This window comes from Vibrio chagasii (assembly GCF_024347355.1).
Lineage (GTDB): Bacteria > Pseudomonadota > Gammaproteobacteria > Enterobacterales > Vibrionaceae > Vibrio > Vibrio chagasii.
Genome location: NZ_AP025467.1, coordinates 84,680 through 106,723, shown reverse-complemented (window position 1 = coordinate 106,723; position 22,044 = coordinate 84,680). Strand labels below are relative to the sequence as shown.

Sequence of the window (22,044 nt, the reverse complement as noted above, 5' to 3'; positions counted from 1 at the left end):
GCCTTTATAATTATCATTGGCTTGGTGTGTCATCAAAGAGCTTTTCAATATAGTCTATATCTACAACTTCATTTTTCTTTTTATATTTGTATGTTGCATTAGCAACAATCGACTTTATCTTCGTTTTTATGTCGGATATAAGTTCTCCCCAGTCGGCCTCATAACCATCGCCTGAATGGATGTATGAAATCAAACTAGGCACTGTCGCTTTGGCAATTTTGTCGAGCTCAATGCACTCCTCTATCGATGGTTCGGCTTCTTCAAGGTGCAATTCAAACGTTTTGATGGTTAAAACCCATTGTTCAGCATCATACTGAATCAATTCAGGTTCAAATTTCGAAATGATGTATTTAACTTCTGGTGGGCTCAGCATATACGTATGTATCGATGCAACGATATTCTGGAATCGTGCCCCCATTTCATTTGAAATCTTTTTTTCACCTGGGATTTGATGAACCTGAGCATTTCTCAGCTGTTTAAGTATTTCTTTCGAACTGCAGCGATCTCGGAATTTATACCTAATATCTGTAATGGCATGTTTAGCTGCATTGTCAGCGATGTTGCTTGCTTCTGTGATGCTCAGAGCCTTGTTTGCTTTCTGTTTTATTAAAATTCCGCTTTTTAAGTATGTTTCATATTTTTGTTCGAACCCATCTGCATTGCTGTATGGAAAATCTCCTTTTGACTCCAAGCATTGGTTAAACAAATCAAGCCATTTTCCTTTTAATACCTGACATTCTGTTGTCATACCGTCCCCCTTGCTGTTGTATATTAATTGAGTATGACATATTTATGCTAAAGTTTATACTTTCATATAATGCACTCCTTAACTAATATGTTATATTAATACCTAACCGCAACTACTAGGTGTAAGTATGTCCTCAGACAAAAAAATGTTATTGATTGAGCGCTTGAAACTGGTTTTATCTGGTTTGGATCACTTAGAGAATCCAAAGCGAAATGCAAGAATTATTGAATTATCGTTGGGCCTTGATGGCAACGGTACTCATACTTTAGAAGAGATACAGTCTGTTATTGATGTTGAGTTTCCTAGCGAAACTATCAGTCGCGAACGTATTCGAGTTTTAAGAACATCAGGCATCGACAACTTCAAAAAAGCCCTAACAAAGCAATGGGATTCTTTCTATGACGCCCTATTTGACTATGTTTATAAACAATCTCCAATTGAGGTTGATTTGTTGGCTCATCGTGTAGCTGACCCTAATTATAAGTCTTTCACTTTAACGCATTCAGATGAGAAACCTTTTAGTGAGCGTCCATTTGATGTTACCGGTCTCCTGAAAATTTTTGAGTGTAAGCCGTCAAAGTTAAATAAAAAGACGTTAAAGCTAAACAGAGTGTATTTTGACTTTTCTAAGTCAAAAGGTAAGCAAGAAGGACCAACTCCGAGAAACTCAGTCGAGTGCTTGTTGTTTTTAGTTCCAAATAGTTTTGGTACAAAGCTAGACGTTTTGTTGTCTCATACTGAACGAGCAATAAAATTCAATGGAATGTTGCAGGAGCAAACCCTACTGCCTTTGATGCCTAAAAAGCTTCCTGTAAATAAACGTGAAGAGCTGGCTCATTCTCTATTGGTAGGCCACAAGGACTTCCTTTGGTTGGATGAGAAAAAAGGCTACTTCACATTCACTAGCTCTTTAGACAATAGAATATCGAGATTCGCGGCCAAAATATTTCTTTGTGTAGACGAGATACATGTATCGCTTTTCGCTTCTCAGATTTCAAGAGCCGTTAGGGCACAGGCTCGCGTTCTTAAAGGTGAGTCAGTTGAATCTCATTTCCAAGAGCGGTCTAATTTCTTACAAATGGTTTCGTATGGCTCTGATATTCCATTTAGCATAAATGATGCAATCCGGTACTTTGTAACGACCAAGCTTTGTACTATTGATGAAAACAATATCCTCCGCCCTACTCCGCTATTAAAAGAAAACGTTACGGCAAACTTGCGATGGTCGGAACAGGTACTTATGGATGTTTTATCGACTTCTCCAACACAAACGCTTTCTCAATCGGAGTTTAAATCTAAAGGCATGGCTACAATGGCTAAGCTTGCCTCGGAACATTACATTGAGCGATTGGATGAAATCATTGCTGGTGATGAAATTCATGTATCAGGAAATAAGTACAAAATTTCACCTGCGTATGTTGCGAAGCTTCAAAGTTTAACTAGACCAGCTATCGATGTTCATAAATCTACAATGGCTTCATCCAGAAAGGCCCTTCAAGATTTGTATCTATCTTTGATTAGTGGTTACAAAGAAAAGTTGAAAATAGTTAATGCCAACATAGCAAAGACTCGTGACCAAATTCGTGAAGCTAAGGCAGCGAAGAAAACACCGACTAAAACTTTGCTATCGTTAGAGTCTCAATCGTCTGATTTAAGACTTTTAAAAGCCGAATGTTCAGATTTTTCTCAGCGACCGATGAAACTAGAAGAAGAGCTAGTTAGATTGAATAGGTCCATTAAAAAGTTCGAAAAAGCAGGTAATTTTGACTCTAAGCCTTGCAAAGCTGAGTTGCGGAGAGTTGCTTACGCTGAAACACATTTAAATACTGTGCAGCTTCTTTTTTCTAAATCTGACGAAACTATTGAACAACAAATTATTAGCTTGGCTCAAAAAATCTCTGTGGAGTTAATGGAGTACTTTGCAGTTAATCATGGTGATGAGTCAGACAAAAATATTGTCGCCTCTAACATGGTAAAAGACCAATTGGATACGATCCTTAACTTCGTGCCAGCTATTGATTTATCTGAATTTAGTGAAACTGAAATTCTGAAATTTGCGGATCTTGTTCGCTATAGGGTTTTGGTGGAGTCGATTTCGAATATTGACACTGAGATTGACCGGTTACCTGAACCAAATGATAAATATAACGACTTGATTCTTAAATGTATTAAGACTCTCAATGTATCAACAAGCGGTAGCTGCGAGACGGATATTGATGAGTTTAGATCTTTAATCTTAAACGAATCAGTTAAAGAAGAAACGGCGCATGCACTTGGTCATTTCAATCAGCATGTTAGTTACAGTCCTGCTTTAGTTAGAGTTAGGAAAGCTGAATATTCTTATGTAGGCTCCGAAGCTTCAAAGCAAGCTGAGTTAGAATTTAGTTAATAAACGAGGTCCTTATGAACAAGTACATTCAAAAGATTATGTTCGTAGTTTTATTGATGTCCCTTGTGAGTGCTTTAGTTGCAATACTCAATTTTTCAGTTGAATTGGCAATTGGTTCACTGACCTTTTCATTTGGCTTGTTAGTTTTAGCTCTTGGGTACTTCAACCCTCATATTATCAACTCAAACAAGGTACTGTTTGGAGCAATTGCTTGTGCTTTCTGTACCTTATGTTTGGTTTTCCAACCATTATCGGAATCTGCAATGATAAGTGGTTGGGTGATTATTTCATTAATCATGAGTTTTGAAGTGAAGGTGCCTAGCTATGAGTAAAGGACCATTGGATATTTTGGCTATGAGGAATTCCAATAAGCCTGGCTTTCTTCAATGGTTAGTTTCTCTATCTGATTCCAGTCTGGAACTAAACAGATGCTCCTCTATATCAAAATTCAGAAAGCTATCTTCGAAATTTGATAAATCAAAGTTAGATGGCGTTGACATTGATGTTCGTGTAGATAAGCACTTGATAGAGTTGTTGGGACAGTTTCCTTGCAGCAGAATCAAGAACCTTAAAAGCTCCTACTTTGCTAAAACAAATAGAGCTAGAAAAAGTTCAAGCTCTATGGCTCTGTCTCTCAGTACGATTGACAGAGTTCAAGCCTATAGTACGATGTGGAACTCTCCTAGTAATGAAGAAGCGCTTAAGAAGATTCTCGATATAGTCGACAGTCATTACCAAAAGTAGCCCCAAAAAAAGCGAACTCTTGTTCGCTTTTTTTTATTTAGTTTCTATGGTTGATGCTTGAGTCTTAGTGCTGCACCCAAGTAAACAATGTAGCAGAGTAAAAACTGAAGAGAATCACTGGAGCAAAAGGATAGTTCTTTTTTGAAAGGGTGAAATTTAGTACCACAAAGATGGTTAATGAAATGATAACTACGAGGTAGATATCTTTAAAGCCTACCCACGCTCCCAACGCAGCAATGAGCCTTAAGTCTCCATAAGCAAAGGCTATGTTACCTTTCCACCAGCGATTTACTAAGTTGAGGGTATTCATTAGCAGGTAGCCTAGTATGACGCCCAAAATCGCATCATTTACAGTTACTTGAGTTTCTCCATATATACTATGAAGTAAGCCAATCCACATTAGGCCATATGTTAACTTTTCAGGTAAAAGTGACGCAGAGAGATCGACAACAAGAGCTATTGAAGTAAGCGAAACTAAAGCTAGGATGAAAACAGAGTCTAGAGTGTATCCCCAATACTGAATGACTCCGAAAACCAATAAAAAGGATATTACCTCAAAGATTACGACCTCTAATTTTGTTCCTGTCGTATTTCCATAAGACTTCACCATCGCGCCCATGTACCAAAAGGGAAACCAATATGTTGCCTTATTGAAAAAATCAGGGTCCATTCTTGGAATTGTAGGTTCAGATGCAAGTTCTAATTGAAAGTAGGCTTTCAGATCATCCCTGATTTCAATTTCTTCCATTTCAGGCAACCTTATACTCGTGAAGAAGACTAGCTTTCCTAGTATTGAGCCAAGGATAAGTGCTGCAAACAAATCAAAACTTATCATCCTAGGTTTACCTCAGTCTCTTTCATTATATCTTTGTGCTGTTTGCTTCCTTCCAAGCGTCTTCCTGCTGGCATGTAAGAATGTTTGGCTTCGCGAAGCTCTCCGTATGGTGACGGTATAGATGTCAACTCCTCGAATACCTGCCCTGCCTGAATGGCTATGTCCTGTCTAGCCCACTTCTTTGCATTACGCGGAATATCTATTGCAGACTGAACTTCTGCAGCCGCAACCATGGCGGCAGTCTTAAACTTAAAGTCCGACTTAGTGATGGTTTTCTCACTTTTGTCAATTGGATCAATATATGACCAAGCGGAGTTGTCTGTTGGACAAGGATAGATTAAGCCAGCATCCGTAGCTTTCTTAATAAACTTGTCGATACCTTTTCTTAACTTTCCATTGGCAGACGAATATTCACTAGCATGTACACCTTGTCTTGGCTGAATGTTCCATGCGCCAATAATCGCTTGTTTCATCGTCTCGACAGGAATTTGCCTTTTTTCAATGCTGTCTTTGATGCACATCCATGATTTGAAAATAGGCTCTTCTGTTTTCTTAACTTCGTTAACTGGGTTCACTAAATATTCGTGAATTTTATCTTTGATGTTTTGTGGCAAAGTCGAGAATTTATCTACATAACCGGCGTCATTTCTCGTGCTCTCAATTAATAGTCCAACCTTTGCTGTAGAGTCGAGCCAATTGGCTATATCCTTAGCTTTCGATGCGTATTCCTGTTTTTGAAGGTCACTTTTAGGCCCTTCCATTTCCACCATTATTGAAATTGCGTTTTGAGCCAGGGAGTTAATGTCGGCGTTTGGGTCTTCACTAGCAGTCATAAGGAATGCAGCTTTCTTGAGGACAGCTGACTTTCCTTTGTCTCCAACCAACTCTTCGGCTTTTTCCAAAAAGTCACTCGCTTTAGTAGATGTATCATATTCAAACTCCCAAAAATCTGATATTTCCTTATCTTGAACATGTGCCGATGAACTAACCGTTGCGGCTTGTTCAGTGGATAAATCGGTATTGGTGTGCTTGGTTGCGGTTGCGTTAGTATTCTGAGGTGTTTCATTTCTATTGTTTGAAGGAGTTTTTGCTTCAACTCTTTCTTCAACTTTTGAATAGTTGTTTAGCAAGTTTGACAGTTCAGATTTGCCAAGGTCTCCGGACTTCAGTAATTCAAGTAAAAGCTCCAGTTGCTCTGTGATGTCTGAATTTTGGCTTGTTGATGTTTCGTGTTGCTCAACATTAATATCGGCGTTGGATTGCTTTTCTATTGGCTGATTGACTTCAGATGCAATGGAGGTGTTTGGTTCAATAACCTCACCAGACGGAGAGTTGAGATCGATCTCAGCTGTTGTGTCGTTCACCGCTTTGGTTGCGCGTTGTTCAATCGCTTCAGACTGTTCAGCGAAAAACTCAACTTGGCTCTGGATTGAATTATCAGTAACCTTTTTCCCCCACGCTTTTAGTTTAGAACGCTCTAATATCGACCTTAAGTTCTCTTTCGAAGGACGATTTACATCTGTTTTAACTATCTTGTTAGGAGCAATGTTTAACTCATTCTGTACTGAGTAGTTATTTGAATCTACTGAAACGCCGCCTTTTAGGTTCAATACAGTATTAGCAGTTGCCCATTCACCTGTAACATCAAATGATTTCTCGTACTTGACGGGATTATTTGTCAATTGTTTCAGTATTTCGCTCACTAAACTTAGGCTATTTGCTTGGTTGTCAGAGCGGGTTTCTTTCTCAACAGTTTGTGCTTCAGAGCTGTGTGGTACAGCTTCATTACCTAATTCATAGTTCTTTGGCTCTTCTAATGGCTGTGTGGTCTCTATTTGCGTTGTTTCACTTATAGAGACCTCTTCGTTAGTGTTTTTTTCAGGTGCGCTCTGTTGCGTCTCAGTAGCATCTAGGCTGATAGCATTATTTCGTGGTTGATCTATAGCTTTATCTTTAGCATCAAGGATTCGAACCCCCTTCATGATCGAAGCTAAGTTGCTAGCGTGTTTAACAGCTGAAGTTTTAATTCTATCGAGGGTTGAGCTTTCCTGTGGCTCTTTCTCATGCGAATTTTCTTCGGCAAGGGATGTTAGGTCTATTTGATTCGAAAGTTCGACTTCAACCTCATAATTGGTAGGAGTTATTTTTTCAATGTTCGATTGTTGCTCTTCAAGATCGGGGCTATCGAGATCCCCAGTAAAATCTTCAAGCGCCGAATCTAAATCTTCATCAAAGTCATCAAATAAGAAGTCACGTTCAGCAAGACCTTCAAAATCAAATATTGCTTCCTCTTGAGTTGCATCGGTCTCTAATGTTAGTTGCTCAACTATCCCATCTGACTCAATTTCTAAATCTGAATCTAGCATTGTTTCGATTTCAGCGTCCGGTACAAATCCTTCGCTTGGTTCATTCTGTGGGATGTTATCGCTCAGTACGGCATCGATATCAGGGTCAATGGTATTGCTTGAATCAAAAATCATTGAATCCAATATGCCTTCTTGAGCCATATCTGAGTAAGGTTTATTTAGTGGTTCATTACTGTCTAGATAAGCCAGCTCATCCTCATCAAGATCGAATGCTGGGAACTCATCGCCTGATAGAGCCATATTTACATTGTTCGCAAATTCAGCATCGTTAGGTGTTGAAGGGGTAAAATCGTCTAGGTCGTGATCCAATTCATTTTCAAATTCATCAAGCGCCAGTACTCCATCGTTTAGTTTTGACAAAGTATCTTGTGGTAAATATGTTGGTAGTTTATCTCCTGGAGTGGCCATGTCTGGAACATATTCGTACCAAGTATCGTTGACTAAAGTCATTGATTTATCGGTATTAAACTCGGGTAGTAAGGAGCCAACGATAGATTCTTGATTTAGGCTAGATAAATATTCTTGAATTCCAAATACCGGTGTGTTCTGCAAGTCATCTTCAGGTGTTGCAGGAGGTAGAAGCCCTATAGAGATTGGTTCTAAGCCAGTTTTAAGTGGAACTATTCCATTTTTGGAGTTGATAAACAAGGTTGTAGGAACAACAACTAAAGAAGAATTAAGACTTTGGATCTTTTCGTCTGCTTCTTGATGGCTAGCTAACACATATGTGCCGTTTACGATCCCGTTTGGTGCATAGGATTTAATAGTTAATGACCCTTTCAGGTCATCGTTTTGTGTGATGTTGAAGGATAAATCGCCCGCTGTTACTGACCCAGTATCAATATCGATGATCGATGGGTTTTTCTTTAATTTATCAACTTCATAAGCAAGTTCATTTTTATTTACTTGCACAGTTTTGATTGGTTGCTTTTCATCTGTGGTTGAGCAAGTAAGGCCAACAAGTTCAACTTCATTAAGGAACTTAACGTCTATGTTTTCTGTGCTTAATAGTTCTTTCTGAGCGTCTTCAACATTGCAATTAAACTCGGTGTTGAAGGTTCTCGAGCTTTCTCTGTCCGGCTTACCATTTTCATCAATTGTTCGGAGGATAAAATGCTCTTCGGTTACCCAATCGTACGAGCCTTTTTCATTGAAATACAATTCATTCAACACTGATTTGATAGTACTAGATATCTCGTTTCTACCTATGAATGTTGGTTGTTCATTGGTCTTTTTCCCACCTATGATAAAGCTTCCATCCGAATCAATTCGAATAGGTCTAGTGAATTTGCCATTTTCATTTTCTATGAGGAGGACTACTGGTTTCTCGAGCTTTAGGTCTTTTGCATCGTTAAAGGTTTGCGCTGATGTGAATGGTTTTTTATTCTCAAGATCTAAACAGCGATATGTCGATTCGACAAAAGCAACAGATTTGGAGAAAGCAACATCGGCTGGCGTGCCCGTCTCAACCAGATTCGCATAAGCATCTTCTATTGCATATTGCTTTTCAGTATTTTGCTTTAGCAAAATATCTTCGGGACTGTTGCTGGTTTCTATAGATGTCCATTCCCCGTCATTAAGTCTTTGTACTTCATACCCTGTAACGGTTTTTAAAGGAGCTTTTGTTTCATTTGGAATTGGCTTTTGTTCTTCTTTTACCAGTTGTTCTGTTTCTTGCGTTTGGACAGGTGAGCCCTTTGGGTTGAAGTCGTGATCAACGAATGCTGCCGTTTGTAAATTTGCATCCAAGCCATAAACTTCAAAGACGTTTTCGAAGTCACCTGGTAGTGAATTAACATATTGTTGTGACGGCGTAACCTGATTGAGTGGTAGCGGGTTACGATTTATCTCTTTTTCAATCACATTCCCGATATAAGTCAGTGCTTCTTCGTAGCTATAGATTTCAAAATAGTCATTGAAGTCAGTAGTTTTTAACCTAGACGCTTCATTGACGATTGATTCATCTTGCCAGTCAGGACCAAAGCTTGTTACGCCATACTGGTCATACAGTTCCATTGCGACTCTAACGCCTGCATTGTCATTGATTGAGCGTAAGTCGTGGCTACCACTTTCGTTAGGAACTTTGTTCCAACAGTCATTATCTGCAGCGTTTATTAATGGGTTATTTGGGTAGGTCTTTGAGTAGTGTTCAACCGCGTATTTAATGTTAAAGGCAAACATTGATGCCACAACAACCACATCAAGGTTTTTACGCTTAGCTGCAATATAGAGCGATCCGGCAGTAGCAACACCTTCCGCGGTAATGATTGTGCTATTGCCCGATACATCCCCTAACTGAACAAAGTTGTTCTTCATGTCGTCCGACATGACTTCAAACATTTTATTGGTTTTGTCCTCTTTTCCCCATTGGTATGGCGGGTTCGCTAGGAATTGAAGACCTCTAGTGTTTTCAGTATCTAAACCCATTTGGATGGACACGGCAGGGATGTCATGTAAAGAGGAATGTCGGAATAAGCCATGCAGTTCTGGGAATTCAAGCAATTCTGTGATGTGTTTTTTTTCTAGCTGTGTACCTTTTGCCGAGTCTTTCGTTACGATCTGAAGGTCATAGTTTTGGTCAATCAGCTTGTTGACTTTAACTTGACGTTCTTCAGCCTCTTTCTTCAGTCGCAACAATCTTTCAGCGTGTTTTTTTTCGGACTCTTGAATTGATTGCTCAATTTGCTCGTTGAGTGCATTCCTTTTTTCCGTGTATGCAATTTTTGCTTTCTCGGTAGTCAGCGCCGCTTCCGTACCTGAAGGTGAGTGAGGTAGCATTTCAAGCCAGCCTCTAAAGTCAGGTTTGAAAGTAATATCACTAGAGTCTCTGCCTACAAGTGAAATTTTACTTGTTAAAGCTACGTAACCTGTATCATCAAACTGCTTAAATCCTGCTGATACTGTCCATTCAGAACGTTTATCTGAACTGTTGTGGAATTTGTCAGCTATCCCTCCAACTTTGGAACCATTGATACTAATGTTTGCGCCATCAACATAGGCACCAATATTGATGTCAAAATCAAGAGTTTTCTTTGCTCCAGCATACCGCTGAGCATCAGCAAACTGCTGTAATTCTGGTAGGTGCGTTTTGAGCATTCGTTCCGCTAAGTGCGGAGCTGATTGAGAATTTGATTGATACGTATCGGTTAACATCAATTCATAAAGCACTCTACGCACAGAGTCAGTATTCGCTTTAACGAGTTCTCTTTCTTTTGCGCCATTATTGAATGCAGTGATCGACTCTTTGATTAAAGGCTCCAAGCGAAACAGAGTGTCACTATCTACACAGCCAAGCTGGACGGCATTATCAATAAACTCATTCAATAAGTTAGCTTGTGCCTCGTATGTCTTATTTAAAATAGCCTCAGAGTTATGATTTGGGTCAAACCTTGTTTGCCATACACGGTGGAAGTTTTCTAAAGCTAAACGGTGCTGGTCAGTTTTCCAAGGGGCCTTGTTTAACACGGCTCTTGCAGCTCTTAACTCTTTCATCGGTTTAGCGGAGTAGACTTCATGGCCTGAAATGTAATGGATTGCTAGTGCAATAGAGGTGGCCCAGCGTGTTTCAGCCCATTCACGAGTGACTAACTCATCACCTTTCCCTGTGCTGTTTACATAATCACTTAAGAACGGAGAGGTTGATACATCTTTTGGGTATTTACCAAAAGGGAAACTAAATTCGCGCAATTGTGTTTTGCCACGAGCTTTTTCCTTAGCGAATACAGTGCCTTGGAGTGTTGAACGAATTTGCTCGGCGATATTTTGTGGTTTTGTAATATTTCGATTCATTCTCTACTCCAAATAACTATCTGTTTTACTTGCCCCTATCATCTCGACTAACTGGCCGAATGAGTTCGACTGCATGAAGTCGAACTCTGTTTGCATAAACTTAATCTTATTGGATGCAATGTCGCAGCTTTGCCCATAACAAAAAGCAAGTACCGTGATACCGCAGCTTGCAGCGATTAAGGCGGCATCCGCCAACTTAGCTGAATTGATCTCCCCGATAACTAATGTTTCTACCCCCATACTGTTGTATTGTGAAAACACAGTTTGAGTTAAGTTGGAATTTATACTTAAATGGCGTATACCATCAAGGTATATAGGAAAACTTTCTTCTATCGCAATCGTACTTCCACCAGCACTCTTACTGATAACGGAACGTACCATTGAGCACATCTTCTTTGAGGGCTCTGTATTTGTTGCTCCATATACTAAGTTCAACTTACTTGGTATTGGTTCAAACTCACTCCCGTCTATCTGTGACGTATATTCTGAGCTATACATTGCTTCAACTAAAACACTACACCCACTATGCGAAGGCATTGTACTAATCTTGATACCGCACTCATATGGTTCAAAGTCATGCTTAGACTCATGCATTGATACAACGAGATATTCACTAAGAGGCTTGCTCCCTATATTTTTAAGAGATATTTGGAATACATTGCATAATGACTTGAACGCCTCGTATAGAGCACGATGGTATTCATCACTATTGTTGTCTTCTAGCAGCTCAAGAGGGGTCAAGTTGTTCTCGGCTAGTACGAATGAAAGCCTATGATTAAAGTCCCCTTCACTTTCTTGTAATAGCTCGACAAACGGCAATGAATTTTCTGGTAATTGATCTTCATATTCTCTTTCAGGTTTATCCGGTAACACATCAGAGTTTATCTGTTTTAGGCATTTCTCGATTTCATCAATCTCAGCAATCGCCAAATAGTAGGGATCGCTTTCGTCATCATCAATTAAGGCAATTTCGGTTCCTTGGCCTACCATCGAACCTGAATGACTATCGAGATATCCGTAGGTTTTTAGCCAGAAAACGATTTCGTTATCGATATTTTGATTTACGATATCTTTTCTAAAATCATTAAAGTCAGCCAATGACTTTACGAAAATGATTGGCTTCATATCGAGGGTTAGAATCACGGCTTTATGCTCGTGGCAATATGAGACCATATCAGGGTATTGATAAGCACTAGAAAAGGCCGGTAGGACATACAAGCCAAACAAGTACCAACATTTATTTTTTATCAGATCGATTTGGTCCACATAGGTCATTAGATGAGGGAATTCATCAAGTAGTTGGTCTATATGCAATGATTCTAACTCGGATACGTTATGAGTAGACGTTACATACCCATCCATAAGCTGAAGCTGATCTGCAATACCAAAGTAGCTCTTGGTAGTGTTTGCATTAAGGTATCTGAGTTGAAAACTAATGCTTGAAGGAATGTTCGACTGTTTAAGTAAGTGTTCTGTATTGTGCATGTTATCGACCCATATTCAGTGCGTTGACGATTGCAGAGGTTATGTCTTGTATGCTCTGTTGCATTTTTTCCATCGACTTTGAAATGTCTGGTGCAATTTTGTTTAACTTTTTACTTCCGGCCATACCCACTTGAGTAAGATTATCTTTGGACATAATTTTTCCTGCGATTTCTGTTTTCTGGCTTAATGACTCAAGCTTGGCCGGACTAACCAAAGAAGAGATCTGTTTCTTTGCTTCAGGAGACATGTTGTCTAGTTTTTTAGACAGCGAGCCATATTTTGTATTCAAATTCGTAGCAATGTTTTCGAATTGTTTCGTCAGCTTTTTGAGCTCACTTACAGGTGCTCCAGTTTTAATTGCATGGCTTAGATCCTGGTTTATCTGTTGTAAGTCAGTAACCTGCTCTATGATTTGATTTATTTTTTCACTAGGGTTAGGAATGCTTTGCTTAATAGATTTTGATGTTCCATTCTTTTTGGCCTGAGAACGCGGACTAGATCCATTGAAGTTAAAATTGGCCAACCCAAAAGCTTGTTTATTTGTTGATACATGTTGGTTGTTTTCTTCAATATTCTGAATATCTCTGATTTCCCCTGGTCGCTTTTGAGTATTTTTCTCAGGTTTTGCCTTTTTAGATTCAGGTGGTTTTTCTTTAGGTTCAGCTTTAGCACTTGATTCTTTACGATTTGAAGACGGAGAATCGGCTTTTTTAGAAACAGGTTTGTCTTTACCTTCTTGCTTGCTACTAGTCTTTGTTTTAGCTTTTTCGGGTGAAGCCGTTGGTGGTTCAGGAGAATCTTTTTTTGACTCTTTAGCACTTGAAGAGTTATCTGGGCCAGTTGGTGTTGGAGTGTTACTTTTAACCTCTGTCTTATAGCTGGAAACAGCAGTATCAACCGCCCCAGATTTATCTACTGAAAATGTAGCCAAGTCATTTTGTTGGGTATAACTAGTGTTGGTATAGTCTTTTGTTACGTCTACGTTTTGAGCTTCAGGGAAGAGAACTGTTGATATTGAAGTGTTTTGATATTCAACAGCTGAACTTTGCCAGTTGGGCTCTGCGTGTTGCCCACTTGAAGGAAAGGTAACTGTTTCATGGTTGTCATTGACTAACTTCACAACCGTTGCATTATCTGACATGTCTTTCTACCTCGGCTAGCTTATTTGTACGTAAAGACAGATTGAACTCTGTAACAAGAGACGCTTCTAGTAACGTCATAAGAAAGCGCCCCTCCCTTGCTGTTCTAATTGCTTCACCTCGAATGATACTTTCAGCGGTCGGTCTTTGTGATAAGCCAGCCCCCGTCATTACTGGTTTACCTAAATTCTGCATGTTAGACACTTCGTTATCTCGGACTTGCCATATATCACTTTGTTGCGACAAACCGGTTTCGCTTCTAGATCGAAATGTATAGCTTGACTTCATTGTTGAATTGACAGCATTTTGTGCCAAGTACTCCCTCATTTGTCTGAGTAAGGTTTGTTTGGCTTCAGGCGTCATATCGGGGGTAACTTCAGGAATGATGAACTGTTTCGAACCCGAGATATATTCAACGTACATATCCATGGCTTCGCGATCTTTAAGGCTCAACTCAGTAAACTTAATTTGACCGAGTACATCAAAGAAAACTAGATTGAACTCTTCATGTAAATTATGAACTTCTGTGTCTGGGTTCCTATGGTCCATTCGAGATACTGATTCTTCCAAAAGCTCTAATTCACGCTCTGTGCTTGAATTTGACTCCCCGCGAAATACTAAATGGCTTTGATACCCTTCTTGGTTGCCATAAAGGGAACAACCATAGTCACCTGAATACTTTGAAACTGAGTATTCAATGACGCCACATAGGCCGACTGGTTGTTCCATAGAGGATTGCATATTTAAGTTCGCTGGCTCAGATGCACCAGCTGACAATGTCGCTGTCTGGAAAGATGCCAAATTACCATCGCTTTCAAATTCTGAGATAGTGCTATTCATTTCTGAGGCCATAGCTTTAAGCTCGGATGCTTTTTTTTGTGCGAACTGAACACTATCTTGGGTTATCTGATTTGCTTTTTGGCCCATTTTGGCTGGGTCGACAATCACGTAATAAAGAAAAGCTGATGCCTTGAATGGAATTACGCAGGCTAAAGTTATGATGAGAGGTCGAAAGATATTCATCGGTTAATTCCTTGTGATAGATCCATGTCTCTAGATGGTTCGGGACTTTGAATAGCCTTATCAATACTTTGAGCCATTGCTTTAGCTGTCACTCCGGCTTCGACTGTGTTCACGGCAATTTGAGTAAAATCAATTATCGTTCTGTTATTGTTATCTTGTTGAGCTATGAAAGGGTGCTCAACAAGATATAAACCAAGCTCAGTACCCTGTTCGCGGCTTAGCTTGATGGTTTGTTCTATTGCTGTTTGAACCTTGCTTGTCAGAGCGACATTGAAAAGAGAGTTGAACGCTGGGCTAGGTTCATCAAATGATAGCTTCAGGCCACGTTGCTTCACCGTCTCAAGTAGATCAGCGTTTTCTTCTAGTGACCAATCAACTTCATGTGGCATTTGCAGTTCTTCAATTTCGTTATCTTCGTCAAACGAGACAATCGGAAGTATCAGACCACCTTCTTGATTACCCATTAAGTGATTTGTGGATACATAGGCATCCAATTCGAGTTGATTCTTAAACCAATCGATTTGAAATCGTAAGCTACTCATTTCTTCAGGGGTAATCTGTAACTTGCCACTTAGATTTCGAATTAGATTGTTGGTTATTTCACTCGTGAGAATAGACAAGTTTTACCTCATTGAATGTGGATTGGTCTTGGCTTAGTATAGGTCATAGGTAGATTAAAAACAATAATGAGGAATTATGCAGAGTTACGAAGGAAATGCAGCTTGGATTGCCGCTGTTAGTGGTAGGTCGGATATAGCGTACTTATCCTTGTTTCCCCTTGAATTACAAGATGTTAATGAGAAGACTGTTCAGTTGTCTCGAACGGTTTCGACATCAATTGGATTCTTAGTTAATGGTTCTGAAGAAGTATGTCTAGGGTGGCCTGTTGGCGAGATTTGGAATGCTATAAAAGGGATTAATTTCAGGAGTTATAGTGTTGTTGCCACGCCCTATTCTCTCTGTAGTGCTTATAAGCTTACGTTTCAATATGATGTCAATATCGTTACCCCGACCAAACAAAGGCGGCGTTCAGGGTTTGTGACAACCAATATTGAAGAAACTCTGAATTGTTGTCTTGAGTTTCCAATCAACGATAACGCAGCAAGAGCATTGTCACGAGTTAATACACTATCAATGATTCCTTATGATGAGCAATATGAAGGGGACTACTCGGATTGCATTGATATTCCATTACAAAAGAAAGAGGCTATGTCCTAGGACATAGCCTCAACTAGCTAGCTTTGTTTTCGTTTCAATAAATCTTCTATGGATTTGTCTGTCTTGTGAAGGCCGCGTATAAAGCCTCGGTCTTCTTCAGGAGTATCAGCATTACCCCATACCATATAAGGTGTGGATCCGCTAAACAGTAAGTCGCCTAACACCTTAAATTCACGAACTTTTCCTTCACATGATTCGGAAATTGTCTGAGGCCATTCTGAGACTGATTTTTTTGAAAACAGTTCATCATAGGCTTCAGTGTTATCCGTTGAGCAATAACCCGCACTTACTAGCTGACCAAGTTGGTTTAACTCTTCTGTCTTGGTTCGATAAATGTATTGGTCAATAGTAAAACCATCACTAAATTGATAGTCAGTAATTCTTGAACGCGGATATGGCATATATCTGACTTTAACACCTTCTGCGTTTAAAGTTGGAATAAGGTTGTGTAACTGCTTACATACCGGACAAGTGAAGTCGGTTGCGACTGTAAGAGTGCCTTTATACGGTACGTCCTTGCTCTCCTGATACACAATAAACTGGTTGTCAGGGATTATTGGAAGTAATGCAGGTGAAAACTCAGGGCCATGCTGTTTGCGATATGCTGGGTCTAAATTTTTAAGGACATCGATAAGCGACTCTTTTTTGGGTTCTAGTGCTTTGTTTGTTGAAGGGACTGATGCGTTCGCGGCCTTATACTCTTGAAGTACACGATCTTGACGCTGCTCTTCGAGTTTTTCAGCCTTACGCCTTTTATCACGTTCAAGTAGCAACTGAGCACCAGGTGAAGCTTTAACGATGTTATGCATCAAAATTTGGTTGTTTGCTAGTTCCTGCGCCGACTTAGCGTTGAATGTTGGCTTTAAAGTATTGTCTTTGACTGTACCCGCCATGGTCGGCACTCCACGTAAATCAGTTTCTGGCTTGCCGACAGCTGATTTAACAAGGGCCGTGTCATTCGTTGATTTGGTGAAGTTCTGAATTGAATTACGCTTGGATATTTTGGTTTTGATCTCCGATTCAACTTGTTTCAACTGATTTGCTAGTACGTTGTCACCTGTCTTTAGGTCAATTACACGGCCTTTAAAAGCAAAGTTTACATTTGCATCAATTACGTAGGTCCCCTTTGTGGTGAAAGCAGTTACAAGCCTACCCTCATTAAAAGGAACTAATGAATATACCGTTAGATCTAGCGCAGATTCAATTTTTTGCTTCAAGGTTTTAGTACTGTAGATTGGCTCAACCTGAAGGCTTGAAGAATTTACACTTACAAGAGTCGGCTCTTTACCCGCCAATTTTTCATATTCATGGGAAGGGATTGGCACAGTAGTATTTAACTTTTGCCCTTCTGTCTGATTTACTCCGGCAATTGCTGCGGTCATTGCTAACGCCGCAACTGCGCTTAATAGAACTTTATTGTTTGTTTTCATAAATTACCTGCCTAAACCGATTAATTCGTCAAAAGCCCTATCTGCAAGATTGTTGTTAATCTCTCGCTCTTGAGCTGGTGATTGTTGTTGGATGATTGAATGTAAGGGGTTGGTTTTCTTATCAATACAATCAGAAAGTGTTGGGAAATGTTTCTTTGCAAATGCTCGATGTGACAAAATTGCCTGGTGATCTATCGCATGGCCATCAAACAAATTGTTAGCCAGCGCATGGCATTGCAAATCTGAAGTGGATGGTTTGTATAAATCTAGTTCTTTGAGCCCTACTAGTATTTGTAGTTCGGGATGAGCGGCACTAATTCCACCAGCTGATATTGCAAGAGAGTCGAGAAGATTAATGTCAATATCGGCCACAAAGGACCTAGTGTTGTTGTGTCCCAAGACACCTAATGACAACTGTTGAATGCAGTTGACTTCAGGTAAATTTAAGTGGATGCAGTTTGGCTCGATAATGTAAATTGCCGAGTGTGGAATTGTCCCGTTGCAATTTGCCCAAAATCCACTTTCATTACTCTGGTACCCAAACGATTCTTCGAGCAATTCAATGCTGTCAAAGGCTTCTGGGTACCAGTCATGCGCGTCAGAACGAGTGTACGAAAGCATGCTGTCCTCGTATAAGTCCTGTAACCTATCTGCTACTACGGCCAATGAATCGTTATTGGCAATTAAGCTATGGGCATATACGTCCAAGGTTGAAGGTGGAAGAATAGTTCTTTCTTTAGTGTTGCTCTCAACATCGCCTAACTTGTTGTGTTTCGTTAGGACAACCGCTTTATCATCGCCTCCTAAATAAGCAATGTTTGTCGTTGCCGTCTGTTCCAGATATTCGGCCATTAAAAGCTTGTGAATGCTTATTGGGCCAAAGCCTTGCTCTATTCCAAAATTGGCAACCTTCAAGTTCAACATCCGCTCGGCATGACATTGTCTAACGACTTCATAGTTAATTGGCCGTAACTTGCTGAGTGAATTTTTCAACCCTTGCACCGTTAGTTCCAGCAAGTCCCCTTTTACAGTTCTTTTGCCGTGATCATTCGCTAAAGTGGATACTTGAAACGCTATATATTCTCCCTGTTCATCAGCATCTGTTAGTGCAATTACAGACTCTGAATTGTGGATTTGTTTCGAAAGATAGCCATGAATATCTGGATTTACGCGGTCCCATGATTCAACCGAGCCATCAACTTTGAAGTCAAAAATTCGGCCACCAGTAAACGCGCAAGTAAACTCATTATTGAGTTCTGCTTGTACCAGCAAGGATTTGACCTTCTCTGATTTTTTTGAACTTTCAACAAGTATCAAATGCATACTACCAACCCTTTTTCGTATCCCAAGTTGGTTTAACTAAACCACTGTTGCTTTTAGCTTTTGGAGTATATTCGGGTGTATTGAACTCAGGTGGTGTTTCGACTACTGGTCTGTTTGAGTTAGAGTTGTTGCTATTGCGACAAGGAATCAAATTTCCGTTTTGGTCAATGAAATCGACTAGGTCGCTACATAGTGGCAATGTATTGTCTTTATCGGGGTCATATGGATTCGCGGTATCAGGAATAGGGTCAGGCGTAGGGTTCGGCTTATTGTTGTCATCAACAGGGTCAGTACAATATGTGTAGCCACCCATTTCATAACACTCTCTTCCTTCATCTTCCGGATCGCGGATCTCAACGGCCCAATCAGGCAAGCCGTCATCAGCGTTTGGAAGTCTACCCTCACACTCATAACTCATTAATTTTCCAGATTTACTATAGACAGGGCAAAACTCTTCTTGCAGCCTAATTTGGTCGTCAAAGATGTTTTTCATCATGCCGTTCATATCAAGGTTCAAGTCGGATGGGAGTTTATCTAGGATGGGGTTAAGAGCTTCATCTATACCCTTTTGGCCAATATCTTGGATTTTGTCACACATCATCCCCTGTAATCCGTCAAGACTTAATGAAGGTAGACCAGGCAAGCTAAATGAAAAGTCACATCCTTGCGTTGGATCGATGTAAGCGAAAGGATTACCCATTTTCGGGTTTGTACTGTCGACATCACAAGTACCCACATCCGGAGCAGGCAGGGTGATTTTTGCTCGACAAACGCGAGCTGCCTCGACTTCTTCTGTGTGAAAAGCTGCCCCTACTACCGCACTACAAAGAAGGACGTGATGTATATTTTTTTTCATCTATGGTCTCCTTTGACCCTTTTTTCGTACTGAGCAAGAGCCAATTTAGTTGTGTTGTCATTAAGAAACACATTGTTGAATTCATTGAGAAAGTTAAAGAGTGATACTCTCTCAATCAGTATTTCGGAGTATGGAACCGTTGGGTTCGACTCGATTTGCTTTCCTTGAACGACTTGGTTGGCATATACATAAATGATGAAGTTCCACTTATGTTGATTCTCACTTAGGGCGCCTAACCAACCGTAAGCGGCTAATGAGGTTTTAAGAGGCAGACAAGCTAGGATTGTCACAATGCGTTCAGCATGAATTGCAATGTCGCCGGTTATAGGCATATTTGCGATTTCCGGTAAATTCTGAGCAATCTTGTTTAGGCTGTTCAGTGCTTCTTCATCTTCCAAAACTACCCACTTTTCTCGGCTTTCAAATATAGCCACGCTCTGCATAACTTTTGGTTCGACTTCATCCCAATATTTATCGATCCATGGTTTGTCAAATGTGAGCTTTAGCATACACACCTCTTAAATTTGTAAGTATTGTTTTTTAATGTAAGATGTAATAGATAAATCATATTATGCGAGGTTTGAATGAAATTCAATCAATCAATTATTGGGCCCTTAGTCGACCCCCAAGTGGCGCTAGTTAAAAATCACCCAGTAGCCAATGTTGAGGTTGGTTTGAATGATGCTGCTTTCGAGAAAAAGTGCATGGAGATGGGCGTTTCTGAATATGAGCTTAATGCCGACCGAGCTATGCAGACGGGTAAATCTATAGTTAGAACTCCAACTCCAGAACTCGATTTCGGTTCGGCGGGTACTGACTTTGACATTAATTTATCACTAGACGCGGATACGGGTGACCAACAGCAACCTCAAACAGATTTTGATTTAGATTTTTCTGACTTTGATCGATAAGGAATTCACGATGTTTAAGAAAACGTTAGTTTGCATTGCAATACTCTCTCCTTTTTCAGCAAATGCCGTTGTTTGTACTGACCCTACTGGCTTAGGTCAGATTATTAGTCAAAGTGCTCAGGACGCGATGCTGTGGGCTGAAGAGAAAGGCATGGCACTTACTGAGATGTCCATGACTGAATTAATGGAGAAATGGAAAGCTTCTCAAGATACCACACGTGTTCTTGCACAAACTCAAGCTTTGTCCACAACCGCATCGGAAACGGCAAACCTGCAGCAGCAAGCCAAAATGGAACCATCACCATTAATGTGTGACGGGATTAATTCTGTTGTAGGTATCTATGAATCATTAGACGACTTCTATTGTGAGACCTCCAATGCATCACTTGATTTCGCGGAACAACTAACACAAGAGGCATCCTGTGAAGAAGGTCGCTGTAACAGTACGCAACAAACGATCGCTGATGAAGCTGTAAAGCTCTTTGAAGAAGAAGCTGTAAATGGTGGTGATGTTGATATGTCAAAGATGAATATCTCAGGTCTCTTACCGGGTCTCGGTGAAGCTGGTTATTCGAAGTCGCCTGAAGAGAAAGAGCGAATTGATACGTTAATTAAAGTTTTGTTCAACCCTGGAAATGTGCGCAGGATGCCAACTGGTGCAAATGGGGAGCGTATAACCTCTGATTCCAGTCCGGAAGCTATACGCTCTTATAACCGTTGGTTGAAAGACTACCTGAGAACGACTGCAGGTTTTAATACTGCAAAGCGTGTGAGCGGTCTTACAGACCCAAGAGACCATAACGGCCAAAAGGTTCAATCGGTGTTAGAGCAAATCAAGAAGGACATCGATTTCTATAACTCTGATGAACAGATAAAGCTCTATGGTAATGGTGGCGACAAGTCCTGTTTCGAAAATATGCGTTTTCAGCTCAAAACACAAAAAGAAATGGAAATTTGGTTGAACTCCCCTAGCGGACAAGCCTGTAAGAAGCAATTTACAACTGTTGAGCAAGTTCAGCGCATGACGGCTCAAATGCAGGCAAGGAACTTATCTCTGATGGGGTATGCGCTAGACAGCATGTTATCTAGTGAATTTAACCTTGCTATGCAAAGTCAGATTTTGAATGAAATCTTGAATAACTTAGAGAAGAAGAGATTCTAATGGCGGTAGAGGTCACGGATGTTTTAGAAAGGTTTCTCACTCACGAATTTGTCATCTTAGTAGATGGAATAATCCTAGTTGCTCAAGGCACTGGTTTAGTCCTTTTCATTAAAGGGATATTTATGTGGGCGTTCATGGTTCGGACGAGATCTGCAAGCCCTATGATGTCTCAGATGTTCGGTAGCACAGCTTCTGTAAATCAAATAATCGGTGTTTTCATTGCTTCAGCTTTTATGTGGAAATTCGGTGAGGGCATTGCTGCGTGGGGCAGTATGTTTTGGTCAGCTGGTGGTTTAGATTTCAATACTCCCTATTCAATTGCCATGTTCGATGATGTAAGTCAGCGTACTACTAACTTAGTAAATGTCCAAAGTGTAGGTGGGCTTGAAGATAGAACTGGTAGTCGGATCGGCATAAGAGCTTGTTTTGCAGTAATGTCGATCTACGGTGTTATTTCATATTTTCGTGGTGTTATGGGTATCACCCTTTTAACAAACCCTCAGACCTCTTCTCAAGTCAAATTTAGCCACATTGTCGTTCATATGGGGTTCGGGGTACTTCTGATGTACCTCGATTACTTCGTCCAATCTTTAACAAACACCATAACCGCTTCGACAATGAGCTAG

18 protein-coding genes are annotated in these 22,044 nt (G+C 40.2%); 7 read left to right on the top strand and 11 right to left on the bottom strand.

The window, feature by feature from the left end; translation table 11 throughout:
- Nucleotides 1–13 precede the first annotated feature (13 nt).
- Nucleotides 14–748 (bottom strand): hypothetical protein, encoded by a 735-nt coding sequence (locus OCV52_RS24365; RefSeq protein ID WP_137406534.1) that lies wholly within the window; start codon nucleotides 746–748, stop codon nucleotides 14–16.
- Nucleotides 749–875: 127 nt separating this feature from the next.
- Here OCV52_RS24365 and OCV52_RS24360 point away from each other — a divergent pair, with 127 nt between their 5' ends.
- From OCV52_RS24360 to OCV52_RS24350, 3 genes are read left to right on the top strand one after another with little or no spacing between them, the layout of a single operon-like run.
- Complete coding sequence (locus OCV52_RS24360) at nucleotides 876–3,137, top strand: sigma-70 family RNA polymerase sigma factor (RefSeq protein ID WP_137406535.1); 2,262 nt, start codon at nucleotides 876–878, stop codon at nucleotides 3,135–3,137.
- Nucleotides 3,138–3,151: 14 nt separating this feature from the next.
- Nucleotides 3,152–3,469, top strand: a complete 318-nt coding sequence (locus tag OCV52_RS24355) for a hypothetical protein (protein ID WP_137406536.1) — start codon at nucleotides 3,152–3,154, stop codon at nucleotides 3,467–3,469.
- Nucleotides 3,462–3,881, top strand: a complete 420-nt coding sequence (locus tag OCV52_RS24350) for a hypothetical protein (RefSeq protein WP_137406537.1) — start codon at nucleotides 3,462–3,464, stop codon at nucleotides 3,879–3,881. Before OCV52_RS24355 ends, OCV52_RS24350 begins: the two co-directional genes overlap by 8 nt.
- 64 nt (nucleotides 3,882–3,945) lie before the next feature.
- On the opposite strand, the gene OCV52_RS24345 is transcribed toward OCV52_RS24350, so the two are convergent.
- From OCV52_RS24345 to OCV52_RS24320, 6 genes are all read right to left on the bottom strand, one after another.
- Nucleotides 3,946–4,629, bottom strand: a complete 684-nt coding sequence (locus tag OCV52_RS24345) for a prepilin peptidase (RefSeq protein ID WP_170222411.1) — start codon at nucleotides 4,627–4,629, stop codon at nucleotides 3,946–3,948.
- Between the two features lie 83 nt (nucleotides 4,630–4,712).
- A complete protein-coding gene (locus OCV52_RS24340; protein ID WP_137406539.1) occupies nucleotides 4,713–10,871 on the bottom strand; it encodes a hypothetical protein in 6,159 nt (2,052 codons plus the stop codon).
- Nucleotides 10,872–10,874: 3 nt separating this feature from the next.
- Nucleotides 10,875–12,356, bottom strand: a complete 1,482-nt coding sequence (locus OCV52_RS24335; protein WP_137406540.1) for a hypothetical protein — start codon at nucleotides 12,354–12,356, stop codon at nucleotides 10,875–10,877.
- A 1-nt stretch (nucleotide 12,357) separates the two neighbouring features.
- Complete coding sequence (locus OCV52_RS24330; RefSeq protein ID WP_137406541.1) at nucleotides 12,358–13,497, bottom strand: hypothetical protein; 1,140 nt, start codon at nucleotides 13,495–13,497, stop codon at nucleotides 12,358–12,360.
- Complete coding sequence (locus OCV52_RS24325; RefSeq protein ID WP_137406542.1) at nucleotides 13,487–14,518, bottom strand: hypothetical protein; 1,032 nt, start codon at nucleotides 14,516–14,518, stop codon at nucleotides 13,487–13,489. Before OCV52_RS24325 ends, OCV52_RS24330 begins: the two co-directional genes overlap by 11 nt.
- On the bottom strand, nucleotides 14,515–15,138 hold the full coding sequence (locus OCV52_RS24320) for a hypothetical protein (RefSeq protein ID WP_137406543.1): 624 nt from the start codon (nucleotides 15,136–15,138) through the stop codon (nucleotides 14,515–14,517). The genes OCV52_RS24325 and OCV52_RS24320 overlap by 4 nt, the downstream gene beginning before the upstream one ends.
- A 76-nt stretch (nucleotides 15,139–15,214) precedes the next feature.
- Here OCV52_RS24320 and OCV52_RS24315 point away from each other — a divergent pair, with 76 nt between their 5' ends.
- A complete protein-coding gene (locus OCV52_RS24315; RefSeq protein WP_137406544.1) occupies nucleotides 15,215–15,736 on the top strand; it encodes a hypothetical protein in 522 nt (173 codons plus the stop codon).
- A gap of 17 nt (nucleotides 15,737–15,753) precedes the next feature.
- On the opposite strand, the gene OCV52_RS24310 is transcribed toward OCV52_RS24315, so the two are convergent.
- Genes OCV52_RS24310 through OCV52_RS24295 form a run of 4 tightly spaced genes read right to left on the bottom strand, consistent with a single transcriptional unit; the run spans nucleotide 15,754 to nucleotide 19,854 of the window.
- Nucleotides 15,754–17,166 carry a thioredoxin domain-containing protein gene (locus OCV52_RS24310; protein ID WP_137406545.1) on the bottom strand — a complete coding sequence of 471 codons (1,413 nt, stop codon included), beginning with the start codon at nucleotides 17,164–17,166 and terminating at the stop codon, nucleotides 15,754–15,756.
- Nucleotides 17,167–17,169: 3 nt separating this feature from the next.
- Complete coding sequence (locus OCV52_RS24305; RefSeq protein WP_137406546.1) at nucleotides 17,170–18,489, bottom strand: toprim domain-containing protein; 1,320 nt, start codon at nucleotides 18,487–18,489, stop codon at nucleotides 17,170–17,172.
- 1 nt (nucleotide 18,490) lies between these two features.
- Nucleotides 18,491–19,345 (bottom strand): hypothetical protein, encoded by an 855-nt coding sequence (locus OCV52_RS24300; protein ID WP_137406547.1) that lies wholly within the window; start codon nucleotides 19,343–19,345, stop codon nucleotides 18,491–18,493.
- The gene (locus OCV52_RS24295; protein WP_137406548.1) at nucleotides 19,342–19,854 is read right to left on the bottom strand and encodes a type IVB secretion system protein IcmW; all 513 of its coding nucleotides are present in this window, start codon (nucleotides 19,852–19,854) and stop codon (nucleotides 19,342–19,344) included. Before OCV52_RS24295 ends, OCV52_RS24300 begins: the two co-directional genes overlap by 4 nt.
- Before the next feature lie 75 nt (nucleotides 19,855–19,929).
- Between OCV52_RS24295 and OCV52_RS24290 the strand changes: the two genes are divergently transcribed.
- Genes OCV52_RS24290 through OCV52_RS24280 form a run of 3 tightly spaced genes read left to right on the top strand, consistent with a single transcriptional unit; the run spans nucleotide 19,930 to nucleotide 22,044 of the window.
- Nucleotides 19,930–20,256 carry a hypothetical protein gene (locus OCV52_RS24290; protein WP_137406549.1) on the top strand — a complete coding sequence of 109 codons (327 nt, stop codon included), beginning with the start codon at nucleotides 19,930–19,932 and terminating at the stop codon, nucleotides 20,254–20,256.
- Nucleotides 20,257–20,266: 10 nt separating this feature from the next.
- Nucleotides 20,267–21,418, top strand: a complete 1,152-nt coding sequence (locus OCV52_RS24285; protein ID WP_137406550.1) for a hypothetical protein — start codon at nucleotides 20,267–20,269, stop codon at nucleotides 21,416–21,418.
- The gene (locus tag OCV52_RS24280; RefSeq protein WP_137406551.1) at nucleotides 21,418–22,044 is read left to right on the top strand and encodes a hypothetical protein; all 627 of its coding nucleotides are present in this window, start codon (nucleotides 21,418–21,420) and stop codon (nucleotides 22,042–22,044) included. The genes OCV52_RS24285 and OCV52_RS24280 overlap by 1 nt, the downstream gene beginning before the upstream one ends.